The organism is Pseudomonas sp. TH34, assembly GCF_016650865.1.
Lineage (GTDB): Bacteria > Pseudomonadota > Gammaproteobacteria > Pseudomonadales > Pseudomonadaceae > Aquipseudomonas > Aquipseudomonas yamanorum.
Genome location: NZ_JAEKFB010000025.1, coordinates 1 through 23,261 on the forward strand (window position 1 = coordinate 1; position 23,261 = coordinate 23,261).

Here is a 23,261-nt window from a genome sequence, read left to right on the forward strand (position 1 = left end):
GCGGGTCAACACCCTCTATTCCGCCGCGAATCACTTCGGCCAGGTACCCGGCCGTATTGAACGTAATAGCGCCCAGCACGGCATAGAAGGAGTTCACATCAACGCCGAGTGCCCCCAGGCCGAAGTACGCCATATAGATCTGAAACAAACACGGTGTATTGCGCGCAATCTCGATCCAGCTGACGCAGATTCCCTTCGCGAATTGATTGCTCGAGGATTTACCCCAAGTCAATACGAATGCAATCAATGACCCGAGAACGAACGCGAGCAACGTCAGCTCCAGGGTCATGATCAACCCGGGCAGCAAGTCGGGGAAAGCCTTCCATACTGGCGCCCATTGGAAGTGATAGTTCAAGGCATCGCCCCTCCTTCAATAGGGTGGGAGCCCGAAGGCTCACACCGTTCAACGTAATTAAAGCTTGTCCAGGGCAGGGGCGTCGACTTGATACCACTTCTTGTACAGCTCTGCGTAACGGCCACTCACTTGTTGCTCGTGCAGGAACAAGTTGGTGAAACGAAGGAAGTCGGTGCTGTCGCGTGTCACCATCATCCCGACAGTGTCCTTGGGGAACGGAGCATCGCAGCAGGTATGAAACGCCTGGTACTGAGGCAGTTTTGTCAGCTCGCTGGCCGCTTGAACATTGACGATAAAGGCGTCCACCTTTCCTTGGGCCAGTGCAAGGTTCCGGTCACTGTCATTGCTGACGGTCAGGTATTGGCCGCTGGCGTCATTCCATTTCTTGAAGTAGTTCTGGAACAGCGAGTCTTCTGCGGCTCCACGAACGCCGGCTACACGCTTGCCCTTCAAATCATCAAACGTTTTGATGTTCGCGTCTTTGCGCGCGACCACGACAAAGCTGTATGAGGAATAAGGAGAGGTAAAGGCGATCGTTTTTGCGCGCTCCAGGGTGATGGTTGCGCTGGCAATCGAGATATCGACCTGGCTCGACAAAAGCGCCGGAATACGCTGAGGGGAGGGCGTTTCAACAATGACCGGTTTTACACCCAAAGCCTTGGCCAGGTCCTGACAGTACTCGACGTCATAACCTGTCGGGTTATTGGACGAGTCACGGAAACCGTTAGGCGGGTAGTCCAGCATGACACCGCATTTAAGCTCGCCTGCCGAGATCACGTCGTCGAGTTTGTCTGCCATGGCGGGTGCCGCTGCGGCCATCAGCGAGACCAGGGCGGCGGCGGTAACAAGTTTCTGCTTCACGTTCATTCTTCATACCTTTGGTTGATGGTAAGCAATGTAATCCTTTACATTTTCAAAAGCAGAAAGCGTGCCATATCGTTTTTCAGTGGCCTTGACTGCCTTCATGCGCCTGTCTTTTGCGGGTTTTTACGTTCAATTGATAGAATATAGTACGTATTTACAGCCTTTAGAGACGTTCAAACGATCGAAATGAGCTGATATGTCACACTCGACGCTCTGTTTTGGTGCTCGTTAATGTAATCGATTACGTGTACGGTCACGCGGTGAGAAAATTCGTAACGCTGGGCGTGTGCGAGCGAAGGATAAGATGCGGCGAAGGGTGACGGATCGACGGCGCTCCTTAACCCTGAGTGCCCGCGGCTACCTGCCAAAGTGCAAACGCCCGACGCAATGCATCGGGCGCTGGCAGCGCGGGTGAAACCTGTTGCGAATGGTTTAAACCGTCGATTGCTTGAACGTGAGCCGAAATTTGTGCAACAACGGTTCGGTATAACCATTGGATTGGGCTCGTCCTTCGAACACCAGCGCGCAAGCTGCTTGAAATGCCAACGAGCTGTAGAAGTCAGGCGCCATCGGGGCATAGTGGGGGTCTGCCGCGTTTTGCTCATCGACGACCCGCGCCATACGTTGCAGAACCTCCAGGGCTTGAGCTTCAGTAATAACCCCATGCCTCAGCCAGTTGGCCATGTGTTGGCTGGAAATACGCAGGGTTGCGCGATCCTCCATCAATCCCACGTTATGGATATCGGGAACCTTCGAACAACCAATACCCTGTTCGACCCAGCGCACCACGTAGCCCAGCAAACCCTGCGCGTTGTTTTCGACTTCCTGACGAATTTCATCGGCCGACCACTCGTTGTCGGTAACAACCGGCACACTGAGTAATCCATCCAGAAGCGTTTGCCTGGTGCTGCCCGACCGGGTGCCTTCAAGTGACTCCTGCACCGCTCGCACGCTGACTTGATGATAGTGCAGTGCGTGCAAGGTGGCGGCTGTCGGGGAGGGGACCCAAGCGGTATTCGCACCCGACTTTGGATGGGCGATTTTATGCGCCAACATATCTGCCATCCGATCGGGCATGGCCCACATGCCCTTGCCTATCTGGGCTCGCCCGCGCAGCTTGCAGTCCAGCCCGACCAGCACGTTATTAAGCTCATAGGCTTTGATCCAGGCGGTGTTTTTCATGTCGCCCTTACGCAGCATCGCGCCGGCTTCCATGGACGTGTGCATTTCATCGCCGGTTCGATCCAGGAACCCGGTATTGATAAACGCGACCCTTGACGACGCTGCGGCGATGCAGGCCTTCAGGTTAATACTGGTGCGTCGCTCCTCATCCATGATGCCAATCTTGAGCGTGTGCCGTGGCAGCCCAAGCAGGTCCTCGATACGGTTGAACAAGTGGTCGGCGAAAGCGACTTCGGCAGGGCCATGCATTTTCGGCTTAACAATGTAGACACTGCCAGTGCGTGAGTTACCCTTGCGCTGCAGGTCGTGCAGCGCAATCAGGCTGGTGATGACGCCGTCGAGAATGCCCTCTGGAATTTCAAGCCCGGTGTTATCGAGAATGGCCGGACAGGTCATCAGGTGCCCGACGTTGCGGATGAAAAGCAATGAGCGCCCAGGGAGTGTCAACGAGCTGCCATCTGCGGCTGTGTACACCCGGTCCGGGTTGAGGCGGCGGATAATGGTTTTGCCATTTTTCTCGAGGCTTTCCGTCAGGTCGCCCTTCATCAGGCCCAACCAGTTGCTGTAGACCTGGACTTTGTCTTCAGCGTCGACCGCTGCCACCGAGTCTTCGCAATCGATGATCGTGGACAGTGCGGACTCAATCAGCAGATCCTTGACGCCCGCACCATCGCTTTGACCGATGAGGCTTTGCCGGTCGATTTGTATTTCCACATGCAGGTCATTGTGTTTCAGCAAAATGGCGTCCGGATCTGCCGGCACACCCTGGTACCCGGCGTATTGTGTGGTATCCGACAACACTGCCTGGGTGCCATCTTGCAGAGCCGCCCGCAGTGTTGCGCCTTCGATCGTGTACTGAGCTACGGCTGCGTGTGAGCCATTGCTCAAAGGAAATGCCTCATCAAGGAAAGCACGTGCAAACGCAATGACCCTGGCTCCACGCACCGGGTCGTAATGCGCGCCAGGTTCGGCACCCTGCTCATGAGGGATCACATCCGTACCGTAGAGCGCGTCGTACAGCGACCCCCAGCGTGCATTCGCGGCATTCAGCGCGTAGCGCGCGTTAACCGCAGGCACCACCAGTTGCGGTCCTGCTTGTACGCTAACCTCAGTGTCAACGTTTCTGGTGGTGACGTTGACGTCTTCGGGTTGCGGTTGCAGGTAGCCAATTTCCGCCAAAAATTCCTGATAGGCCTGCATGTCGGTGACGGGGCCCGGATGGATTCGGTGCCAGTCGCCCAGTTCCACCTGCAGCCGATCACGTTCAGCCAATAGCGCGCGGTTTTGGGGTGCCAAATCATGCACCAGGCTTGCAAAACCGCTCCAGAACGCTTCAGGGGAAAGCCGCGTTCCGGGCAACACCCGAGCATCCACAAAATGCTGCAGGACGGGGGCGACTTTAAGGCCATGGCAGTTAACGAAATCGGTCACTTTGTGCATCTCCATCATACTGTGTTCATTCGGTTGCTTTGGTTTTGTGCTCAGCTCACGCATTGCGCGCCAGCTCTTGCGACCTGTGCATCCTGCTCGGCTTTAACCCCGGAAACCCCGACGGCCCCTATCACGTGTCCATCGACGAAGATCGGTACGCCGCCTTCCAGTGAGGTCAGCAATGGCGCCGATAAAAAGGCGTATCGTCCACCATTGACCATGTCTTCGTAGCCCTTGGATTCGCGTCGACCCAATGCGGACGTGCGCGCCTTTTCGACGGCGATGTAGGCGCTGATCGCGGCGCAACCGTCCAAGCGTTCGAGGGCAAGAGGGTGGCCGCCGTCATCAACAATCGCGATGGTCACCGCCCACTGGTGGTTGTGTGCTTCGGCACGCGCAGCGTTCAGGATTTGGTTGATTTCGACTTGACTCAATATGGCTTTGCTTTTCATGGGGCTTCTCCAGGGGGGCGGTTAGGGCAACGCAGCTTCAACCAACTCGATCCAATGACGCACAGGGGTGCGACCAGCGCCACCGAGGTGGGTCTGACAGCCAATATTGGCCGTGGCGATAACGTCGGGTTTTCCGCTTTCCAGGGCATTCAGTTTGTTGTCACGCAATTGCAGTGACAGTTCGGGTTGGGTAATTGAATAGGTGCCCGCCGACCCACAGCACAAGTGACCCTCCGGAACAGCGGTGAGGTTGAAGCCAAGGCTTGTGAGCACCGCCTCGACGGCTCCGCCGAGCTTTTGCGCGTGCTGCAAGGTGCAGGGGCAATGGAAGGCAATTGATTGAGCGCTTTTAACCCCCAGCCGCTCCAGTTCCTCGTCACGCAACACTTCAACCAGGTCTTTGGCTAACGCGCTGACCCTTCTTGCCTTGTCGGCGTAGGCCGGGTCGGTGCTCAGCAAGTGACCATATTCCTTGATGAACGCCCCACAGCCACTGGCTGTCTGCACAATGGCTTCGGCCCCAAGCTCGATGCTCGGCCACCAGGCATCGATGTTTCGACGGGCTCGATCAAGCCCGGCCGTTTGAGCGTCCAGGTGGTATTCCACCGCGCCGCAGCAGCCGGCCTGTTTGATCGAGGTGACACTGATCTTGAGTTGATCGAGAACCCGCACGGCAGCCGCGTTCGTGTTGGGCGAAAGGCTTGATTGCACACAGCCTTCCAGGATCAGCATCTTGCGCGCATTCAGGGCGGTAGGGCGCTGCTTGGCCGGCTCAGCGCTGCGCGGCAATTTTGATTCGAGGTGGCCTGGCAGCAATGCACGGAAGACCTGGCCGCTGCCAATCAATCCTTTGAACAACCCAGGATTAGGCACCAGTTTGCGTAACCCCTGACGCAGGAGCCGCTGGGCGAGGGGTCTTTGCACCGCCGCATCAACCACCGCCCGGCCGATATCCAGCAGGTTGTGGTACTCCACCCCGGAGGGGCAGGTGGTTTCGCAATTGCGGCAGGACAGGCAGCGATCCAGGTGTTCCTGGGTCTTTCGGGTGACTTCATTACCTTCCAGAACCTGCTTGATCAAGTAGATGCGGCCTCGGGGCCCATCCAGCTCGTCACCCAGCAGTTGGTAGGTCGGGCAGGTTGCATTGCAAAAGCCGCAGTGCACACAACTGCGCAGGATGCGTTCTGCTTCCGCAGCGCGAGGGAGTTGGCTGGCGTGTTCACTCAAGGTGGTCTGCATCACTCAAAGCTCCGCGTAAAGGCGACCGGGGTTGAAGATTCCGCTGGGGTCCAGGTGCCGCTTGAGGTTTTGGTGATAGCGCATCAGAGCCGCCGGTAGCGGCTGGAACGGGCTATCGGTGTGGCCGTGGCTGTAGCAGGTCACATGCCCACCGGCTTTTTCGACAACCTGGTGAATCAACGCTGCTTCGGCGCCAGACTTAAGCCAGCGCTGGGCCCCGGCCCAGTCGATCAATTGCTGGCCGGGCAAGTCGAGCATCGGTGTGTTGTTCGGTAGCGACAGCCGCCAAAGTGGTTGACTCGCATCGAAGAAGCTCAATCGATGCTCTTTGAGATCGGCCCAGTACGAACCGTCCAGCAGCTCGCCACCGAGCCGGTCATGGGCCGCAGCTACTGAGCCTTCACCGCCTTCCAGTCGCAGGTGCAGGTGTTCACCGTCATGACATGCCGCGCTGATTGGCAAGGGTTGCTGACCCCATTGGGCCAAGTGCTGCAAAGCACGTTCGCTGCCCATTTTCAGGCTGATGCTCAAGGTTTGACGAGGCTTGGGAAGCACCTTGAGGGAAACTTCGGTGATCAGGCCCAGTGTTCCGTAACTGCTGGCCATTAACCGCGACACGTCGTAACCGGCGACGTTCTTCATGACCTCGCCGCCAAAGCGCAGATGCTTGCCCTGGCCGGTAATCACGCGGGTTCCCAGGACGAAATCGCGCACCGACCCCGACCAGGGGCGCCGTGGCCCCGACAACCCGCTGGCAATCATGCCGCCAACCGTGGCGGTGCCAGCGAAGCCTGGAGGCTCGCAAGGCAGCATCTGCTGCGCGGCGTCCAATACCTGTGACAGTTCCGCCAGCGGCGTTCCGCAGCGCACGGTGACCACCAGCTCGGTGGGGTCGTAGCTGACGATGCCGCGATGGCCGCGAGTGTCGAGTACATCACCGGCAACGCTGCGCCCCAGGAACGCTTTGCTGTTGGAGCCCTGGATACGTAAAGGCGTTGCATCGCGTAACGCTTGATTGACCTGCTCCAGCAGCGCACCACTGGCATCGATATCGAGTTGATTGCGCATCAGAAACGCTCCAGTTCAGGGAAGGGCAGCTGGCCCATATGAACGTGCATCGCGCCAAACTCGGCGCAGCGATGCAGTGTCGGAATATTCTTGCCTGGGTTGAGCAGCCCGCTCGGGTCGAACGCTGCCTTGACCGCATGGAACAGGGTCAGCTCGTCGCTGTTGAACTGCGCGCACATCTGGTTGATCTTCTCGCGGCCCACACCGTGTTCACCGGTGATGCTGCCGCCGACTTTCACGCATAACTCCAGGATCTTGCCGCCCAGCGCTTCGGCACGCTCGAGTTCGCCCGTCTGGTTGGCATCAAACAGAATCAGCGGGTGCATATTGCCGTCACCGGCATGAAAGACGTTAGCCACCCTCAGGTCGTACTCAGCGGATAGCGCGGAGATGGCCTGCAGTACACCGGGCAATTCGCGCCGTGGAATGGTGCCGTCCATGCAGTAATAGTCCGGTGACAGCCGGCCCACCGCCGGGAACGCGTTCTTGCGTCCTGCCCAGAACCGCACGCGCTCTGCCTCATCCCGGGCTTGGCGTACTTCGGTGGCGCCCGCCAGCTCCAGCACTTGGCGGACTCTGTCGCAGTCTTCATGCACGTCGGCTTCAACACCGTCCAGTTCACAGAGCAGAATGGCTTGTGCTTCGACTGGGTAGCCGGCGTGAATAAAGTCTTCGGCGGCACGTATCGCCAGGTTGTCCATCATCTCGAGGCCACCGGGAATAATCCCGGCAGCAATGATGTCGCCGACCGCGCGCCCAGCCTTTTCCACAGAATCGAAGGCGGCCAGCAGCACCTTCGCAGACTGTGGTTTGGGCAGGAGTTTGACCGTCACTTCGGTGATCACGCCCAGCATGCCTTCAGAGCCGGTAAACAAGGCCAGCAGGTCAAAACCTGGAGAGTCGAAGGCGTTCGAGCCCAGGCTCAGGTAATCACCCTCAACGGTAAGGATGTCGACCTTAAGGAGGTTGTGTACCGTCAGCCCGTATTTAAGGCAGTGCACGCCGCCGGCGTTTTCGGCAACGTTTCCGCCAATGGAGCAGGCGATCTGGGAGGAGGGGTCCGGTGCGTAGTAAAGGCCATACGGCGCGCTCGCCTGGGAAATCGCCAGGTTGCGCACCCCAGGCTGAATCCTGGCGGTACGCGCATCCGGGTCGATGTGCAGTATCTGGTTAAAACGCGCCATCACCAGCAGCACGCCTTTTTCCAGCGGCAGGGCACCGCCCGACAAGCCCGTTCCTGCGCCTCGCACCACCACCGGTACCTGGCGCTCATGACACAGCCTGAGCACACCCTGAACTTCATCGAGATGGCGGGGCAGCACCACCACCATTGGCGTGGTGCGATAGGCCGACAAGCCGTCGCATTCGTAGGGCTTGAGTTCTTCTTGCTGTTGGAGGATTTCCAGACCGGGCAATCGCGCCTGCAGCGCCTTTACAAGTGCGTATTTGTCGACGTCTGGCAGAACGCCGTCGACGCGCTCATCGTAGAGAATGTTCATAGGCAGGTGGCAACTCTCATTTGTTTTTATTAGAGGCTATTGCGGTTACGGCTGGCTTGCATCATTGACCTGAGGCGTTTTACTGTCTACGTGATGTTTTACTGGTCGAACCAGTTTTTTATTTATTGTGTTTTTAGATATCAAATAAATATGTTCAAAAACATATGGTTAATGTTTGATATTTAGTGGTTTGAAAAAGAGCTTTGTACTGGTAATACCACTCGGAGGCAGGATGGACGGCACAGGTTCAAGACGAAATCCCCAGGTCGCCGACGTGGTCTGTGAACGCATCGAGCGCTTGATCGTGGACGGTGTGTTCAAAACCGGGCAATTGTTGCCATCCGAACGGCGCCTGACCGAGAAACTTGGCGTATCCCGTACGGCGCTTCGCGAGGGGTTAAAGCTGTTGCGTGCTCGTGGCATTATCGACACAGAGCACGGCAAAGGGTCGTACGTTGCCGACCTGTCGAGCCACGGTGCTGCGTCGCCGCTGATGCATCTTTTCAGCTCGCAGCCACGCACACTTTACGATCTGTTCGAGGTCCGCAGCCTTCTTGAAGGGGAGTCCGCACGCCTGGCAGCATTACGCGGGACCGATGCCGATTTTGTACTGATCACCCGTAGCTACCAGACGCTGGTTGATGCACATACCCGAAGTCTGGATGCCGGAGAGCATGCCCGGCTTGATCATGCCTTTCATTTGGCAATCTGCGAGGCCTCACACAATCCGGTGTTGGTACAGACGCTGCGTTCGCTGACGGACCTGCTGCTTAATACGGTGTTTGCCTCGGTCAATAACCTCTATCACCGCGAGCCGCAAAAACGCCAAATCGACCGTCAGCACGCAAGGCTCTATAACGCGGTGGTCGGACGTATGCCGGATCAGGCGCGGAAGGCAGCGATCGCTCACCTGCGTAGCATCTGTGAAAACCTCAAGGAAATCGAAGTCGAGGAGCAGCGATTGATCCGCGCAACATTGCGCCTCGAGGGGTGGGCGTGAGGAATTCAGATTAATGAGTCCTGGTAGTTACCCATCACTTGCTCACGACTTGAGCAAATGCCGGTCCCGGTCAATAACGTGGTCTCCGGGCTTGAGGCTGGTCACGCCTTCGCCCACTACCACGCCGGCGCCTTCGTGCCCCAAAACCACCGGGAACAGACCTTTAGGATCATCACCGTTCAAGGTGAACGCGTCGGTGTGGCACACGCCGGTATCGGTGATCTTGATCAGCACTTCGTCTGCACGGTGCGGGGCAACATCGATCTCGACGATTTGAAGCGGCTTGCCTGGTTCAAAGACAACCGCAGCACGGGATTTCATAAGGATTTTTTTCCAAATAATGATGCTTGTTTGACCACGGTAAAACAGGGCCGCGCTCGTCACTTTGCTCAAGCGCGGCCTGTCACGTCGATCAGGCTTTGCCGGAAGACTTTGTTGCAAACGCACCGTCGCCCAGCAGCGCAACGACCAGCGCGGTGACGCACAGGTAGATCGGGTATTCCCAACCGCCGTTGGCGTTGGTGAAGCTCCAGCCGTTGCCGAAATGCACAGTCGCCGCAACGAACAGTTGAACCACCGCTAGGGCAGCGATCCAGTGCGAGTAGACGCCCAACACCAACAGCAGGCCGCCGATCACTTCAAAGGCCATTACGGGATAGGCCAGAAAGCCCGGAAAGCCGATGGATTCGAAAAAGCCGGCGGTGCCCGCGGGGGTGAACACCAGCACTTTGGTCAGGCCATGGGCGAGGAACATGATGCCCAGGGCAAGGCGCAAAACGAAGGCGGCGTAGGGAGCGGTACGTGTGTCGATCATGGTAAAGATCCTTTTGTTCAGTGGGAAAGCGGCAAGGTTTGAGTCAGCCATTGAGAAAAATCCGCCAGTTCCTGCGCGACGATCTCGTGGGCCATGGTGTAGAAATGGGTTTCATGGATGACGCCAAGACGGTCCAGCCAGGCATCCGCTTCTTGCGCCCAGGCGATGGGCAGAACGTTGTCCTGATGACCATGCGCGATAAACGCGCGTACGGATTTGAGTCGCCCCGCGGGCGCTATATGTGGATCAAGCTCGCGCAACATGCGTCCGCTCAACAGGGCAAAACCGGCCACCTATTCAGGCTCGGTCAGCCCCACGCTGGCGCTCATGATGCCGCCCTGGCTGAAGCCTGCGATCACCGTTGGCATCGCTGGCAATGCATCAATGAACCGGCTCAACAGTTGCCGGCAGGATTCCGCCTGCTCCTGGTTGAAGGAAGGGCCGTTGCTGGTGAAGTTCACTTGGTACCAGGCGAAACCCTGCGGGCCGACTTGCAATGGGCCGCGCAACAGAATCACTTCCAGCTCCTCCGGCAATGCATCCGCCAACGGCGCCAGATTGGCTTCGTTGGATCCCACGCCGTGCAGCAGAATCAGGCGGCTGTTAGGTGCCGTGGTGTTGCCGCCCTTGCGGAAGAACAGGCCGGTTTGTGGCTCGCGAGCCACGTCGGTAAAACGGTTGTCACGCATGGTCGGTAACGCCTTGTTGAGCGTGAGAGGGGGCGGACGAGAACAGGTAGCGGTCCATCGACAGCACCCCATAACTCACGCCGCCTTCCAGCACGCGGGTGTCGTAGTGCTCGCCGGCCGCGCCGAGTGCGATGAGCAGGGGTAAAAAATGCTCACGTCGGGTGGGCCCGTTCAGCTGACGGTGCGTGCTGCTTGTAGTCCAGTAGAAACTCGGTATTGCCTGCGTGCAGTGTCTTGGCTGTCCAGGCAGCAAATTCCTTGACGTAATCGACGCCGTGGCTCGATGCGCCGCGGAACTCATACAGGTTGTGAGTCAGGCTGCCTGACGCCACGATCAGGATGTTCATCTCCCGCAGCGGTTTGAGCGCCTGGCCCAGCTTCCAGGCCTGGTGAGTGTCGAGGCTGGTGGGCATCGATACCTGGACCACCGGGATGTCAGCGTTGGGTGCCAGGTACAGCAAAGGCACCCAGGCGCCGTGGTCCAGGCCGCGACGGGCATCCAGCCGGGATTTCCAGCCGGCGTCCTGCAGCATCTGGACGATGTGCACGGCCAGGGCGGGGGCACCCGGTGCCGGGTATTGCAACTGGTACAGCGCTTCGGGAAACCCACCGAAGTCGTGAATGGTTTCTGGGGCGGTGCTCGCCGTCACGCTGACTTCGCCACGGGTCATCCAGTGCGGAGAAAGGATGACGATGGCATCAGGTCGTGGCAGCTCGCGACCGAGCTCGGCCAGGCGTGGACCGGCCTGACCGGGCTCGATGGCAAACATCGGAGCACCATGAGACACAAACAGCAGGGGGAACGAAGTATTCATGGTGAGTGATTCCTCGGTTCAATGATTATTTGTTCAGCCAGACGGGAGCGATCGAAGTACCCAGGCCTGCGCCGTAGCCCAGGTAGATGTTGAACCCGGCCAGTGGCTCCAGGTAACGGGCGTTGAGCAGTGCACCTGCATCGACTGTGTTCCAGCCCAGGCTGCGCGCCAGGGCAATCGCGGTCTGTTTGGCGCGTTCGCTGTCGCTGGCGATAAATACGCTGCCGGTTTGCTCATTGGCGAAGGTCGGACCGTCTTCGCGACTAAGTACTCCAGGGGCTCGGCCAGCCTTTGGTCGCACCACGATTCAGCGGTATCCATACGCCCAAACCTTTACGGCAGAGATCTAAGGTATTGGCGTCTCGGTGCAGCTGGAATTGCCCTACCGGTTCAAGACCAAAGGCCAGATGATGAATGAGTGCCTGGATCAGCCGCGCCTACAAGCGCTGGCGTCCGATACGACCAGATGCGGGCGATTTCGTAGATGACTTGGCCGGACGCATACGAGCTAGCTTGAATACAATTCTTCCAACCATAACCGATGAGTTGGACCGCCTCAAACTGAACGGCAACATCGCCGGAATCTGCGATACGAGTTTGGGGTCCTACCTTGTGATTGCCGATAGCGTGCCTGTGCCTTCAGGTGCCTTGCTTTGGAGCCTGAAACCGCTATCAACGCACTACGACTACCCAGGTGGTGCCGGCTCCATAATGAGCAGCCTTAGCCAGGTGACCTGTCTCGGGGGGGACAGTCTCTAAAGTGGATTTGCCCAATTCGTACGTGAGTGGCGCGTCGTTCTCGGATAAGGACGAAATTATCGGTGAGGTTTTTCGGGAGAAATTTGAATGGCTCAGGCAGCTACAACGCATTCCTGAAGCTTGGATCAGCGTAATTTTTCCTCTTGGCGGACTATTCTCCCCACCTTCAGACTCACACGAGTGCGAGTATGCAATAGCAAAGGTAATGAAGTTCTTGTCTAAGTCTGGTAGCTGACTACTGCCCTTGACGAGAGGCAGAAAACGGCCAAAGGCTGCCATTTCAGAAAGGCCGCTCAGGCCATGAAACTATCTACGTATCAGACCTGCAGCGCTTTTAACACCGCCATTCGGGCCGGGAGTTTTGCCAGCAGAGCGTCCACAGCTACGCGTGTTTTTAACAGCAAGTGGGGAGTATGTGGCCAGAGTGCGTTGATCGGGAAGGCTACACTTGAATGGTCAGCGAATACTTCCTTCAGCTCGGCACGAAGAAGATGATCGCGAGCCAGCCAGCAAGGCAGCCACGCGACGCCGAAGTTGGCGATTGCAGCGTCCGCGACGGCGCGTAGATCGTCCATGAGTAGTCGAGCTTTGGGCTTAATCTCCTGCACCTGTCCCTCCACACGCACCTGCCAGTTTAGGACCCGACCAAAGCGCATATACGCTACTGCATCGTGTCGCTTCAGGTCTTCGATTGTCTTCGGTTCTCCGCATCGGTGCAGATAAGCAGGAGAGGCGCAAAATACCATACGGTGCTCACCTAACCTGCGGGCTACCAAGTCGCTGCTGTCAGGCAACGAGCCGTTGCGAATAACTAGATCGAAGCCCTCTTCGACCAAATCCACCATCCTGTCATTGAAGGACATCTCCAGGGTCAGGCCGGGATGCCTCTCTGCCAACTCGATCATGATGGGCGCTACGTAAAGATGTCCGAACAGTACCGGCATGGACACCCGCAAACGGCCATTCACTTGCCGTTTTCCGCTCTCCAGTTGCGCTTCTCCCGTTCGGATTTCCTCCAGCGCCCGCATGCAATGTTCATGGAACAAGGTTCCCTCATCCGTGAGGCTCTGGCAGCGAGTCGTACGATGGAACAGCAAAATTTTCAATCGATGTTCCAGTCGAGCAATGCTCTTGCCGACCGCAGACCGGGTGATCTGCAACTTGATGGCCGCCTGAGCGAAGCTGCCTGCTTCCACGACCGCCACAAAAACCTCAATACCGTTCAGGTTGTCTCGCATGGATTAGTAGCCAAAAAGTATCCAATTAATGTAGATATTATCTCTACTGGGGAGAAAAAGGCGATGCTAGGATTTGCTCACGAATAATTGCCAATTCACCTGGAACTCATTTATGACCAAAATTCTCGTGCTCAAATCCAGCATCATGGGCAGCAACTCCCGGACAAACGCCCTGATCGATACCTACATAGCCGAGCGCCAGGCCAGAGGTTTCTATGACCAAGTTATAGCGCGTGATCTTGCCACCCTCGACATACCGGTTCTCGACCAGGAACTGTTCTATGCGTTGAGGGGAGCCCAGAATCTGAGCGCGCGCGCAAAAGGTGTAGTGGCCCTGTCCGACGAACTGGTAGCCGAACTCAAGGCGTGCGATATGCTGCTGATAGGGGCTCCCATGTATAATCTCAACGTACCGACACAACTGAAGAACTGGTTCGATCTGGTTGCCCGTGTCCGGGTAACCTTCAAGTATACCGAGACCCATCCCGTGGGCCTCGTTGAGGATGTAAGAGCGGTGGTCATCAGCTCCCGCGGTGGCGTGCATGTCGGCCAGGGATCAGATGCGGTTACACCTTATCTGCGATCTGTGCTCGGCCTGATAGGCATCACCGACGTGAAATTTGTCTACGCCGAAGGACTGGATGCAAGACCACACGGGGTGGTGACCGGACTTGCCGACGCCCACGCACAAATCGTCAAACTGATTACCTGACCGCAGAAAAGTGGGACAGAGTTCCGCAAAAATTGAGTAAAAGCTCCTTCGCGAGTTGTTGACATGATTTCTGAGGGCTTCATCGCAGTGATCGCTCATTAAGCGATTTATCTAAGATAGGCATGGAAGTCAAAGCACCTTGCCTCCCAAGCGCCTCAACGACAACGTCGGCGATACCCATCTGATGCGTATAGTCGATGTATTCGTTGAATAGTTATTAACGACAGCAAATTGAAGAGCTTCGTAGGCGCTCTTCAAAATAAAACCCAAAGAAATTATGGCAATGGCTCATGAAAGCGGTTTATCCACACTAACCATCAGTAAGCAATCGCTTATGCCGAAGACCGATATTCTTGTCGTGTCTGATAAAATCACTGGATTATTAAATTACAACAGTCCACCTCTAAAAACATTTTAATTGCCCGCTGTACTCAGGCCCGACTCAAATGAGTATGGCATGGAAATCAGGATTCCGTATCTGGTCGCTTCAGAAACTTTTCCATTACTGCACATTCGTCGCCACTTCCAGAAAAATCATTAGAGATGCGTTCAAACAGCGCAGCGGCACCAACAAAGATATTGTTTTCGGGAAACGTATCTCCAATAAATTCAGAAATTGACTCCATCTCATCCACCCATCGATAGGCTTTGGAATACATTTCTGGTAATGATTTCGAAAGCCTGGTCATAATTTGTGGCTGGCTTGTTAACAGTTCCTCTTTCAGGAATTTTCCGCTTCCCGCGCGCTCCGCGGCAAGAATCATACAAGCACCTAGCGCCGTAATCCCTTTCGTAATACCCGCATAAGAAAGCTTTAAAGCAGATGAAGCACCAACAGGGCCCTCAAGAAAGCGAATATCAACTCCAGACTGCTTAATCTGTTTTAGCCAGTCGGACGCGTCGCTTGATAAATCACCTGAAATATATAATCGCGGCCCCTCTTCATCTTTTCTTGGAGGAGGACCGATAATGCCGCCATCCGCGAAGCATACGCCTGTGGTAGAAAATAGCTGCTCGATCTCTATAGTTTTAGCGACACTAATTGCGTTGCAGTCAACATATAATTTCCCGACTGATTTATTGGAGAAATTCGTACAAAACCTCTGTGCAACTATAATCGCTTGCGCTGGAGGAACGATCGAAAAAATAACGCTAGCCTCTTCCATAATCTGGTCATCGCTTGCATCTAGCATTCCCGCAGCTTTTGCACGGGACCGACTGGCGCCACTGCGCCCCTCTAGAGATGTTAGAACTCTCAGTCCCTGGCTATTCAAACGAGCGCCCAATGCGCTGCCCATAGCGCCAGCAGAGATAATTCCAATGGTTAATGCCATATTTCCTCCTACGTAGTTAAAAGCAGCTACTTCGGTTTAATAACGCGTCTCTTGGGATCGTTCGCCTACCGCAACCAATTCTCAGGTTGTATCCTCTTTTGCCATTACTGAGGATGCACCATGTCTTTCCGAAACTGAACACCTGGCCTAGGAGGATCAAGTAACTATCGTTCGACACGGTAACATTTTCCGGTAGTCTGCGTGGTTAGCTTAGCGTGCGAATGCACTCAGTGCTTCGAAAAGAAACAGCGATCAAGTCATTAGCCCGCTACCCGGTCATTCACTACGCGAAGCTGGGATCGGCCAGCGAAAGTGGAACATAAGCAAGCGGGTGACTTGCCGCACGCTCAGTATCAACCGAAATTCCAAGGCCCGCAGCCTCACCAATCTCGAAACAACCATTCGCAGTAACCGGCCCAACACCGTTTATTAACGATTGGAAAAGAGGCGACTCCGAAAACTGATGTTCGACCGGCTGGTCGAGCCCCAGTGCTAGGCACGCATGTAACGAATGCATGTGCGCGACTGGCCCACTAGGATTATGCAGTGACACGGAAACTCCATTTTCCCGCGCTAGACCGACGATATGCCCTAGCTCGCCATAGCCACCGCAATACTTGATGTCAGGCATCACTACATCATAGAGCCCCTTTTGGATAAAGCGAGCGTACCCACTAGCGCAAACTCCGTTCTCGGCACCCGCTAGCAGTATTCCATGTGCATTCGCATGCTGTCGTAGTCGCGCGATAGCGGCATCCCATAATTCACTCTCGGGCACAGGACATTCGACCCAATGCAGGTTTGATTGAGCAGCGCGATTGATAAATGTCATGGCGCTGGCTTCATCAAGTCGCCAGTGACAATCCACCATCAACTGGATTTCACTGCCCACTGCCTCACGCACCGCCTCTATTCGCTCAAGCGCTCGCTCGATTTCGTGCTTGCCCTGGGGAGTTGAAGCTGTCGCGGGAAGTAATGCGTCAAATGGCATAATCTTGACACCTCGAAAACCTGCCTCGACCGCACGCAGGCTTGCTTGAGCAAATCCTTCCGGCGTGCGTTCACGAACGCTTCGATTGACCGTCGCATAACCGCGCAACGGCCGTTTGTGTCGACAGCCCAGTAATTCAAAAATAGGCTGCCCCTTCACTTGTGCAACTAGGTCAGTTGCTGCCTGATCAAGTGCTGATAACAGCGCGTTACCGACTCGCCCACTGGGTAAGGATGGGCGCGCTGCGAAATCGCTGAAAACTTGTGCAAGCGATTTACCGATCAGAGACGGTCGCAAATCTTCGAGTGCCAGCCCGAGCCAGCGCTCATACGAGCGTAACGTGAGTTCGCCCCAGCCAGTTCGGTCATCATCTGTGTCGAGCAATAAAAACGACCAGTTTGATCGAGGTGCAGCGGCGATAGATATAAGTCTTACTTCTTTGATCCGAGCATGGCTCGACGAAAGTACATAATCTCTTACTTGATTATTCATTTTGATATCCTACGTAAAAACCGATATTGCGTCGGGACCAGGTCGTAACAGGTTGAATTGAGGGCACCCTATGCTGGAGGATTTAGTATCAACCGCATGCGATGCCCGAGTATGGTCACAGTGATTGAGGCGAGTGCCACCACACCGGCGAGAAACAGCAAGGAACCATTGAAAGAACCGGTTAAGTCTCGTATCTCGCCAATTACATAGGGCCCGAAAATACCACCGACGCTACCAACCGAATTGATCAGTGCAAGCCCAGCAGCGCCTGCAGAACCGGAAAGCAGCGCCGTTGGGATATACCAAACGTTCGGAATACTCGCTGAAATTCCGGCGCTGCCGATCACTAGCCCGATCAGTCGCACCACATCGGAATCCGAGCATGCAGCTAATACAAAACCTGCGGCGGCGATCAAAAAAGGGATCGCAACATGCGCGACACGCCGTCCAGTTCGGTCAGCATTCCATCCGCTGAATAGGATTGCGGCGCACGCAGCCAGAGGTGGCAACGCTGCAATAAATCCGACTTGCATTAACGACATCTGGATATGAGACGCATTGACAAACTGTGGCATCCAAATTGCCGCACTATTCGATCCGATGATCAGGCACATCTCGATCAGGCACATAGCCCATATCCGCTTGTCGCTGATCATTCGTCTCAATGAAGAGTGGCCATTTTCATGTTTATTAGCGAGCTGGTGCGCCCCTCGATCAGCATGCATTAAGTCGACAAGGGTAGTCCGTTCATCCGCGCTCAGGAATGTTGCCTCCTCAGGACGACTTGGCAGAAAGTAATAGAACACCCCACCCATAATAACCGCAGGCATCCCTTCGATAATAAACATCCATTGCCAACTCTTCAGTCCTGCGAAACCGTGAAAGTTGTTCAGTATCCAGCTAGATAGAGGTACGCCAATTACCGATGCGAGTGGAACTGCCACCGACAGTAGGGAATAGACACCTGCCCGATAGCTTCGCGGAAACCACAGTGTTAAATAAAAGAGCATGCCGGGGAAAAAACCAGCCTCTGCAATTCCAAGCAGTGTCCTCAAAGCATAGAAGCTACTGTGATTCCAAGCCAAAGCCATGCATGCCGACACGACTCCCCAACTGATGAGAATTCGTGGAATCCATCGGCGCGCACCAAGACGCACCAGCAGAAGATTGCTCGGCACTTCGAATATGACGTAGCCCACAAAAAAAAGACCCGCGCCGAGGCCGAATTGAGCATTGGTCAGACCGAGGTCAGCATTCATCTGAAGCGCAGCAACACCAACATTAACGCGGTCAAGAAATGCAGCGAAGTAGCACAGCATCAATATTGGCAACATGCGACGACGGACTTTCTCAAGCACCGATTTCTGCTGTCCGGATAAGCTGATTGGGGTACTCGTGACCTGACATGTTGTGTCAGGCGAGTGCAATGCAATAGATTTCATTTCATTGTCTCCTTGATACAAGCAACACTCAGACCGGGCATCCGCAAGCGCGCAGAATTGCGTTGAAGCGCTCAGGATCGGAGCTGCGATTAGCATTAGCCTCGCGGATGACCGCTTCATGCCGCTCATGCTCAAGAACCCGCGGCAGCAACTCATCCAGTTGGTCGACTGGAATAGAGATCACACCGTCGGCATCCCCAATCACCAGATCTCCTGGCGCTATCGTCATACCTGAGCAGGCGATCGGAATATTGATCTCCCCAGGGCCACTCTTAGTCGGTCCGCGATGAGTGTGCCCCTTCGCGAAAATGGGCATACGACCATCACTCCACTCAGCGACATCGCGCAATGCCCCGTCCAGCACGATCCCGCTTAATCTCGCAGCCATCGCAGTGGTTCGTATCAGACCGCCAATTACCGCCTGTGAAAGATCCCCCCCACCATCGATGACAAGCACGTCACCAGCCCTTGCGAGTTCCAGCGCCTTATGGATCATCAAATTATCGCCGGGACGCACGCGTACGGTAAGCGCGGGGCCACATATCGTCACGTGCAAAGATTCGTGATAAGCCTTTAAACCTCTCGCTCCCAAACTACGTCCGAGGCAATCTCCGATTGTCGCGACTGGCCTACCGGTATAGGCAGTGATTTGAGCATCCGTCGGGACGCGCTCGCGCGAGCCGATAAAAAAACCTGGCGGCCATCCAGCGCGGTCGTCAATTGAACTCTGATTAGTCATACGGGAGTCTCCTTATTGTTGTTGAAGTGACAGCATTCTTTATTCAGTCAACGATGCGGGCGGCTGCGTTGTCCGCAACGCTGCTCTGACCGTTACGGGCGTACAAGCAATGGAGAGCGGCGCGCATTAAGTGTTTTTTCAATGGCCAAGGCGACATTGAGTAGTTTCATATCGTCATGTGGCCGGGCAAGCACATCCATACCCACCGGCAGCCCCACCGGTGCATTTGCAGTGGGCTCAGTGAAACCCGCCGGTAGATCAATGGCTGGCAGCCCCATAGCGGAAGCAAACACCCCGTTACGTTCCGGACGTGGCTTGTCTGTCTGCAAGATCGGCGGGCGCTTCTGTGACGGGTACACAAGCGCATCAAGTTCCTGCGTATTCATCAGATCAAGAAGTTTCGTCTTAAATGTTGCGGTGTATCGAAGTGCGGCGAGATACTCAGGCATATGCAAAGGATCATCCCAACTAGCCGCATTCTTCAGGAACTTTTCCATAGTCGACGCGGGGAACCGATGTGCATCATAGTAATCCTGAGTATTTTCAACGCCGGAGACATGTTTGATCGACGCCAGATACTTGTCGAACAAAGGGCGGAACTCATAATTACTTACGTTCATGCGCTCACTCGACGTCGCAGAGTCGAACTCCGTATCGTCGATTGAAACGATCTGAGCACCGGCCGAGCGTAATTTGTCGAGCGCAGCGTCGAGGACCTGATTGGTTGGCGCACCATCTGGTTCGGTTGAAAAGAGATTTTTGAGCACGCCAAGCCGCACGCCTTTTAGATCGATAGGGTGCAGGTTTTCCAGGGCAATTCGTTTGTGCGCCCCTCCATCCACCGCCATCGCCGAACTGCTCAAGATGTGCCCTGTCATTTGTTCAAGCATCCGCGCCGAATCTTCAACGTTACGACAGATCGGCCCCACCACATCCATTGACGAGGACAGAGGGATAACGCCGTTTCGACTAACGAGCCCTGGTGTTGTACGGACCCCTACAACTCCGGCTGAACTCGCCGCGTTGCGCAGCGAATTCACGGTCTCGGTACCGATAGAACATACTGAAATCCCGATCGATGCCGATACTGCCGAACCACCGCTGGAACCCGCCGCAAACCGCGTCTTGTCATACGGATTAAGCGTCTGCCCGCCGACCGAACTAATCGTGCTGCCTGCGACAGCCAGCTCGTCAAGATTAGTCTTGCCGACAAATAATGCGCCGGCGGCGCGGAGGCGGCCTACCACTTCGGCATCATGTTCAGGATGATTGTTCTCAAGCAACACGGAGCCGCCGGTCGTCGGCATGCCAGAGACATCTATGTTGTCTTTTACCGCAACCGTGACGCAGTGCAGCGGTAAAACCGTTCCGGCCGCACGAAGGGCATCTAGCTTTGCTGCATCAGACAGCAAGTTCGGATTCACAGTAATGAATGCGTTCAGTCCAGGGTTGAGACGATGGATTTCGTCCAACGACTGCTGCGCGATAGCGACGCAAGTCATCAAGCCATTCGACTGCACCTCCAGCGTTTGCGAGATCGTTACCAAAGCATCGCTCTCTCTTGCAAGAGCGGGCAAAACGGGAGATGACATAGAGGGCCCCGAGAGCAGTGTGGCGACAGTGCCAAGAGCAGAGAGTGTGGAGGAACGCATGGTGACCAGCCTCGAAATAGCGTTGAGCGACGATCGACATATAGGTTGATCGGATAATATCCATACAAAATAATATGTAAATATTGATTAATATAATCAACGTTATTGGCGCTCACCGACTATCGGCTTCAGGCCGGAAAGGCGACTAGCTTCTGGGCGCGAGCTCTAACGGGACGTCGTTCTATGAGACCGTGAAGGTCAGGCTGCAAAGGAGGGGGAGGGTATCTCGGTGGCCCGTCTTACTGTTACTCGCGCGATGAAACTGCGAGGGCTGCTTGGCGCGGTTCCTGACAGGTGGCATGCAATACGAGCCGTCCACCTGCCAGTGGTAGGTGATCAACGGATTCTGTCGCGCCAATCGCAGAACGCAGCGTGTTCTGTGCTGACGGTATTTGTAGAGGCTTAGTGAATGCGGCGATCTACCAAGCGGGTAAGGGCGATTGGCCACTCCATAAGGCACTAAGTCCATAAAGAAGGCACGCAGGGCTTTCAACACAACGTAGTGCAATAGTTATTGCAGTTTTATATTGCTCGCCCACTTCCTTTGGGTGAAGGCACCTGGTCCGCCTATGAATGTGTGGGAGCTCGGCCGACATATGCGGCTCGGGGCCGTATAAGATCCTTCATCGCGCGCTGCTCAATAGCATGGGCGATCCAGCCAACCGAACGACCTAGCGCGAACAGACCGAATGCGGCACCAACGGGTAGTTTCAGATGTCGCCTTAGCGCAACCAGCGCCAGATCTACCGAAGGGCGAGCGCCCACCAGTGTAGTGCCTTCATCTATAAACGCTTGCCAGTTCTCATGGTGAGGCAAAACACGGCTGAGCAATGCAGCTGCGCGAGGATCTCCGGCCGGATAAACAGGGTGCCCGAAACCAGGGAGATCTTCGCCTCGAGCAAGCCGAGCGTGCAATTTAGCGATAGGCTGACTTTCGCCCAGTTCGTCCCAAAGCGCCTCGCCACGTGCTGTAGTGCCACCGTGGTGAGTGCCCGTCAACGCAGCAAGGCCGGCAATCACAGCTGCACGCAGGCTTGCTCCCGTGGATGCCACGCAGCGAGCGACGAAAGACGAGGTGTTTAATTCATGGTCTGCGCAAAGCACGAGTGCCATCCGGATCAACTCGGCTCCCTCAGCGTCGAGCTTCCACTTCTTCGCGCATTGCATGTGAATCGGTTCCGCACTCGGCTGAGAGTTCAGCAAGCAAGCGGCCAATAACCGAACGAGAGTTCCGCAGCCCGCAGCAATTCGTTCCGGAGAACGTTGCCATGCAGCGGTCCCAATATCCTCACTAATGAGAGTGAAGTCGCGCAGGATGCTTTGTTCGAAGCGCTCAGGGGGAGTTTCGAGAGCGCTGCCTGACGAGTAGACTCAATCGGCTGATTATCCCCAAAGGCAGTGTCCTTCGACATTTGCCATAAATGGGCAGCAACGTCTTCAAGGGTCATTGTTTGCGCGAGTGCAATCGCATCGAGCCCGCGATAATACAAGTGCTGATCTTGAATAAGTGAAATCGATGACTCGAGCACCGGAAAGCCCCAATCGAGGGTCGCCTTGGCCACATCCTTTGATTTTCTTCCACGACTGCGTTTAAGCGCGAGTTGCTCGACCTCACTTTCCAAATAACGACTTTCACGAGGGATATCGCTTGGCAGGGATTGAAGTAAGCCGCGGCTGACATAGGCGTAGAGCGTCTGGCGAGAAATCCCAAGTCGAGCTGCAGTTTCTTTGGTAGAGAGATATTTCGGCATAGCACTATATAGCTCGATAATATTGATAATTATCAATATTACAAAGAAAAATCAATATATCTACCTTTTTCACATTCCAATCCGTCGTCCGCTTCCCTCTAGACCGGGCGTTTCGGGTTGCTAGCCATGAGAAGAACTCCGCCCCTTTGGCCTAGCGCTGCCAGTCAGTGTCCCCTTCCGTGCATCTGGCTCTCAGTACCAGTCGTACGTCCGGATGGGTGCCGGGGGGCACCTCGCATCGACTACGGCTGTAACGCACAAGGCCAAGTAGGCTTATCGTCGAGGAGAGAAACCAAAGCGACTTTTAAAGCGCATTGAAAATCTCGAGATAGCGCGGTAACCACAGGCGTCTGCTATCTGCGAAATACTGAAGTGCGTCGTTTGTAACAGCATCATTGCGTGGTGCATTCTGATTTCGGTCAGCATTGCGCTGAAGCTGATGCCTTCTTCTGCGAGGCGTCGTCGCAAGGTCGCCTCACTGACTGCCAAATCGCGGCCAGCCAGTGCCGCCGTCCAGTGTTTTTCCGGCTCACTGGCCAGCAATTGAGTCAGTCGCTCAGCCAGTCCAGGAGCTGAAGGGCGCAAAAACACAATATTGCGTTCCTGCAATGCCAGCAGAAGCCCTATCAACCGATTTGTCTGTCGCACCTGCGAAACGGTTTGAGAGTCGATGCCTCGAATGCAAAATTGCAGGGCATCACTCAAGTCTTCATCCAACTCAGTGGTTTGGCACTGAGCGACCG

At 55.5% G+C, this 23,261-nt stretch carries 19 protein-coding genes and 4 pseudogenes; 2 read left to right on the forward strand and 21 right to left on the reverse strand.

The annotated features are described in order from the left end of the window. From JFU58_RS19860 to glcD, 7 genes are all read right to left on the reverse strand, one after another. Positions 1-355: ABC transporter permease subunit (locus tag JFU58_RS19860; protein ID WP_201141762.1), on the reverse strand; the 355-nt coding region annotated here is incomplete at its 3' end. A 57-nt stretch (positions 356-412) separates the two neighbouring features. Next, entirely contained in the window at positions 413-1,222 is an 810-nt protein-coding gene (locus tag JFU58_RS19865; RefSeq protein WP_201141764.1) for a transporter substrate-binding domain-containing protein, read from the reverse strand. Positions 1,223-1,651: 429 nt separating this feature from the next. Further along, on the reverse strand, positions 1,652-3,841 hold the full coding sequence (locus tag JFU58_RS19870) for a malate synthase G (RefSeq protein ID WP_207198393.1): 2,190 nt from the start codon (positions 3,839-3,841) through the stop codon (positions 1,652-1,654). 41 nt (positions 3,842-3,882) lie between these two features. Continuing rightward, on the reverse strand, positions 3,883-4,284 hold the full coding sequence (locus JFU58_RS19875) for a heme-binding protein (RefSeq protein WP_201141766.1): 402 nt from the start codon (positions 4,282-4,284) through the stop codon (positions 3,883-3,885). Between the two features lie 21 nt (positions 4,285-4,305). Further along, positions 4,306-5,523 (reverse strand): glycolate oxidase subunit GlcF, encoded by a 1,218-nt coding sequence (gene glcF / locus JFU58_RS19880; protein WP_201141926.1) that lies wholly within the window; start codon positions 5,521-5,523, stop codon positions 4,306-4,308. Positions 5,524-5,526: 3 nt separating this feature from the next. After that, positions 5,527-6,591: a glycolate oxidase subunit GlcE gene (gene glcE, locus JFU58_RS19885; RefSeq protein WP_201141768.1), complete on the reverse strand. Its 1,065-nt coding sequence runs from the start codon at positions 6,589-6,591 to the stop codon at positions 5,527-5,529. Then, the gene (gene glcD / locus JFU58_RS19890) at positions 6,591-8,090 is read right to left on the reverse strand and encodes a glycolate oxidase subunit GlcD (RefSeq protein ID WP_201141770.1); all 1,500 of its coding nucleotides are present in this window, start codon (positions 8,088-8,090) and stop codon (positions 6,591-6,593) included. Before glcD ends, glcE begins: the two co-directional genes overlap by 1 nt. A gap of 232 nt (positions 8,091-8,322) precedes the next feature. Here glcD and glcC point away from each other — a divergent pair, with 232 nt between their 5' ends. Next, complete coding sequence (gene glcC, locus JFU58_RS19895) at positions 8,323-9,090, forward strand: transcriptional regulator GlcC (protein WP_201141772.1); 768 nt, start codon at positions 8,323-8,325, stop codon at positions 9,088-9,090. Between the two features lie 72 nt (positions 9,091-9,162). Here the strand turns inward: glcC and JFU58_RS19900 are convergent. The 6 genes and pseudogenes from JFU58_RS19900 to JFU58_RS19925 all read right to left on the reverse strand — a co-directional run. Next, positions 9,163-9,411: pseudogene (locus JFU58_RS19900) on the reverse strand (alcohol dehydrogenase catalytic domain-containing protein); the annotation flags it as partial. A gap of 91 nt (positions 9,412-9,502) precedes the next feature. Then, entirely contained in the window at positions 9,503-9,904 is a 402-nt protein-coding gene (locus JFU58_RS19905) for a DoxX family protein (RefSeq protein ID WP_201141774.1), read from the reverse strand. A gap of 17 nt (positions 9,905-9,921) precedes the next feature. Then, positions 9,922-10,593, reverse strand: a pseudogene (locus JFU58_RS19910) (alpha/beta hydrolase). Continuing rightward, a pseudogene (locus JFU58_RS19915) lies at positions 10,586-11,408 on the reverse strand (DODA-type extradiol aromatic ring-opening family dioxygenase). Before JFU58_RS19915 ends, JFU58_RS19910 begins: the two co-directional pseudogenes overlap by 8 nt. 25 nt (positions 11,409-11,433) lie before the next feature. Further along, positions 11,434-11,664: pseudogene (locus JFU58_RS19920) on the reverse strand (NADPH-dependent F420 reductase); the annotation flags it as partial. A gap of 820 nt (positions 11,665-12,484) precedes the next feature. Then, on the reverse strand, positions 12,485-13,405 hold the full coding sequence (locus tag JFU58_RS19925) for a LysR family transcriptional regulator (RefSeq protein WP_201141776.1): 921 nt from the start codon (positions 13,403-13,405) through the stop codon (positions 12,485-12,487). Positions 13,406-13,517: 112 nt separating this feature from the next. Between JFU58_RS19925 and JFU58_RS19930 the strand changes: the two genes are divergently transcribed. After that, on the forward strand, positions 13,518-14,117 hold the full coding sequence (locus JFU58_RS19930) for an NAD(P)H-dependent oxidoreductase (protein ID WP_201141779.1): 600 nt from the start codon (positions 13,518-13,520) through the stop codon (positions 14,115-14,117). A gap of 464 nt (positions 14,118-14,581) precedes the next feature. Here JFU58_RS19930 and JFU58_RS19935 read toward each other — a convergent pair whose 3' ends face one another. The 8 genes from JFU58_RS19935 to JFU58_RS19970 all read right to left on the reverse strand — a co-directional run bounded on the left by JFU58_RS19935 (position 14,582) and on the right by JFU58_RS19970 (position 23,223). Next, the gene (locus JFU58_RS19935) at positions 14,582-15,451 is read right to left on the reverse strand and encodes an NAD(P)-dependent oxidoreductase (protein ID WP_201141781.1); all 870 of its coding nucleotides are present in this window, start codon (positions 15,449-15,451) and stop codon (positions 14,582-14,584) included. A 283-nt stretch (positions 15,452-15,734) separates the two neighbouring features. Beyond that, complete coding sequence (locus tag JFU58_RS19940; protein WP_201141783.1) at positions 15,735-16,934, reverse strand: mandelate racemase/muconate lactonizing enzyme family protein; 1,200 nt, start codon at positions 16,932-16,934, stop codon at positions 15,735-15,737. Positions 16,935-17,002: 68 nt separating this feature from the next. Then, a complete protein-coding gene (locus tag JFU58_RS19945; RefSeq protein WP_201141785.1) occupies positions 17,003-18,376 on the reverse strand; it encodes an MFS transporter in 1,374 nt (457 codons plus the stop codon). Between the two features lie 28 nt (positions 18,377-18,404). After that, positions 18,405-19,115 carry an RraA family protein gene (locus tag JFU58_RS19950; protein WP_201141787.1) on the reverse strand — a complete coding sequence of 237 codons (711 nt, stop codon included), beginning with the start codon at positions 19,113-19,115 and terminating at the stop codon, positions 18,405-18,407. 92 nt (positions 19,116-19,207) lie between these two features. After that, entirely contained in the window at positions 19,208-20,707 is a 1,500-nt protein-coding gene (locus tag JFU58_RS19955) for an amidase (RefSeq protein ID WP_201141789.1), read from the reverse strand. Between the two features lie 627 nt (positions 20,708-21,334). Continuing rightward, positions 21,335-21,934 (reverse strand): citrate synthase, encoded by a 600-nt coding sequence (locus JFU58_RS32635; RefSeq protein ID WP_201141791.1) that lies wholly within the window; start codon positions 21,932-21,934, stop codon positions 21,335-21,337. A 29-nt stretch (positions 21,935-21,963) separates the two neighbouring features. Next, the gene (locus JFU58_RS19965; RefSeq protein WP_201141793.1) at positions 21,964-22,518 is read right to left on the reverse strand and encodes a helix-turn-helix domain-containing protein; all 555 of its coding nucleotides are present in this window, start codon (positions 22,516-22,518) and stop codon (positions 21,964-21,966) included. A gap of 273 nt (positions 22,519-22,791) precedes the next feature. After that, entirely contained in the window at positions 22,792-23,223 is a 432-nt protein-coding gene (locus JFU58_RS19970) for a helix-turn-helix transcriptional regulator (RefSeq protein ID WP_201141794.1), read from the reverse strand. Between the last annotated feature and the right edge of the window lie 38 nt (positions 23,224-23,261).